The following is a 932-nucleotide window of genomic DNA, read 5'->3' on the forward strand; positions in this document are numbered from 1 at the left end:
GCAAACGCTGAAGCCACATCTGTATAGCTCTCCTCACTCTCAGTTCCATCAGATTTTACTGTTTTAACCGTGAACTTAGGTTTGCTCCATTTACCATCCTCATACTTAGCTCCTCCACCTAAAGATTGTGCAACTTTATCACCTAGAGCATGAAGCTGATTACCCGTTACAGCATCCGTGGAACCATCCTTAATGACGCCATCTAAAAGAGATGTAAGCTTGCTATTGCTTTTGCTATCTTTCTCTCCATGCGTCGCTACAAAGGCATGTGCAGTGTCGCTCCATAATAAAGCATCACCATTAACCGCTTGAGTAATATTACTTAGTTTTTCATCAAACTTTTTAACCTCATTAGACAGATGTGTGTTCACATTCTTGACACTCGTATCAAGACCCGCAAAGGCACTACCAACATCATTGAAGCTCTTCTTTCCCACATCACCATCTGCAGAAATATTAGAGATCTCGTAAGTCGGAGCTGTCCATGTGCCATTCTCATACTTAGCTTTACCACCTAAAGACTTCGCAACACCGCTCCCTAGTGCATATAGCTGGTTACCCGCTACAGCATCCGTTGACGTTCTACTAATGTCGCCATTTTTAAGAGACGTTATCTTGCTGCTCTCTTTACTGTCCCCATGCGTCGCTACAAACGCACCTTTAGACTTATCCCACAACAAGGCGTCAGCCTGAGCAGTGGTAATTTCATTGGTAATCTCTTTATGTAAATCCGTGAAAGAAGTTCCTACACCGGCAAACGCTGAAGCCACATCTGTATAGCTCTCCTCACTCTCAGTTCCATCAGATTTTACTGTTTTAACCGTGAACTTAGGTTTGCTCCATTTACCATCCTCATACTTAGCTCCTCCACCTAAAGATTGTGCAACTTTATCACCTAGAGCATGAAGCTGATTACCCGTTACAGCATCCGT

The 932-nt window shown here is 43.3% G+C and carries 1 pseudogene; it reads right to left on the reverse strand.

Going from position 1 to position 932, the window contains the following annotated elements:
• Nucleotides 1-932 (reverse strand): annotated as a pseudogene (locus tag ACFINY_RS09775) (hypothetical protein); the annotation flags it as partial.

Origin of the sequence: Bartonella sp. AA23NXGY, assembly GCF_042197165.1 — a bacterium.
GTDB lineage: Bacteria > Pseudomonadota > Alphaproteobacteria > Rhizobiales > Rhizobiaceae > Bartonella.